The following is a 1,434-nucleotide window of genomic DNA, read 5'->3' as shown; positions in this document are numbered from 1 at the left end:
CTGTGTCGGTTTGGGGTACGATGACTTGTAATCTGAAGCTTAGAGGCTTTTCCTGGAAGCAGGGCATCAATGGCTTCCGCACCGTAGTGGCTTCGTCTCGTGTCTCAGTGTTGTGTCTCCGGATTTGCCTAGAAACACCACCTACGCACTTTCACCAGGACAACCGTCGCCTGGCCCACCTAGCCTTCTCCGTCCCCCCATCGCAATTACAAGTCGTGCAGGAATATTAACCTGCTTCCCATCGATTACGCCTTTCGGCCTCACCTTAGGGGTCGACTCACCCTGCCCCGATTAACGTTGGACAGGAACCCTTGGTCTTCCGGCGAGGAGGCTTTTCACCCCCTTTATCGTTACTTACGTCAGCATTCGCACTTCTGATATCTCCAGCATACCTCTCGATACACCTTCGCAGACTTACAGAACGCTCCCCTACCACTCATACATAAGTATGAATCCGCGGCTTCGGTGCCTGGTTTGAGCCCCGTTACATCTTCCGCGCAGGCCGACTCGACTAGTGAGCTATTACGCTTTCTTTAAATGATGGCTGCTTCTAAGCCAACATCCTAGCTGTCTGAGCCTTCCCACATCGTTTCCCACTTAACCAGAACTTTGGGACCTTAGCCGGCGGTCTGGGTTGTTTCCCTCTTCACGACGGACGTTAGCACCCGCCGTGTGTCTCCCGGATATTACTTACTGGTATTCGGAGTTTGCATGGAGTTGGTAAGTCGGGATGACCCCCTAGTCCAAACAGTGCTCTACCCCCAGTAGTATTCGTCCGAGGCGCTACCTAAATAGCTTTCGGGGAGAACCAGCTATCTCCGAGTTTGATTGGCCTTTCACCCCCAGCCACAGGTCATCCCCTAACTTTGCAACGTTAGTGGGTTCGGTCCTCCAGTTGATGTTACTCAACCTTCAACCTGCCCATGGCTAGATCACCCGGTTTCGGGTCTACACCTTGCAACTAGACGCCCAGTTAAGACTCGGTTTCCCTACGGCTCCCCTATACGGTTAACCTCGCTACAAAATGTAAGTCGCTGACCCATTATACAAAAGGTACGCAGTCACCCCGAAGGGCTCCCACTGCTTGTACGTACACGGTTTCAGGTTCTATTTCACTCCCCTCACAGGGGTTCTTTTCGCCTTTCCCTCACGGTACTGGTTCACTATCGGTCAGTCAGGAGTATTTAGCCTTGGAGGATGGTCCCCCCATATTCAGACAGGATGTCACGTGTCCCGCCCTACTCGATTTCACTTCAAGGTCGTTTTCATGTACGGGGCTATCACCCTGTATCGCTGGCCTTTCCAGGACCATTCCACTAACTTCCAAGAAACTTAAGGGCTAATCCCCGTTCGCTCGCCGCTACTGAGGGAATCTCGGTTGATTTCTTTTCCTCGGGGTACTTAGATGTTTCAGTTCTCCCGGTTCGCCTCGTT

At 52.4% G+C, this 1,434-nt stretch carries 1 rRNA gene (only partly in view); it reads right to left on the bottom strand.

Annotated features, from left to right (window positions below):
* Positions 1–1,434, bottom strand: a 23S ribosomal RNA gene (locus OKC28_RS22810) (its annotated part extends 1,396 nt beyond the left edge of the window); the annotation flags it as partial.

Origin of the sequence: Aeromonas sp. D3 (assembly GCF_027705025.1) — a bacterium.
GTDB lineage: Bacteria > Pseudomonadota > Gammaproteobacteria > Enterobacterales > Aeromonadaceae > Aeromonas > Aeromonas salmonicida.
Note: the sequence above shows the minus strand (reverse complement) of the source record. Positions and strands in the feature narration are given on the sequence as shown.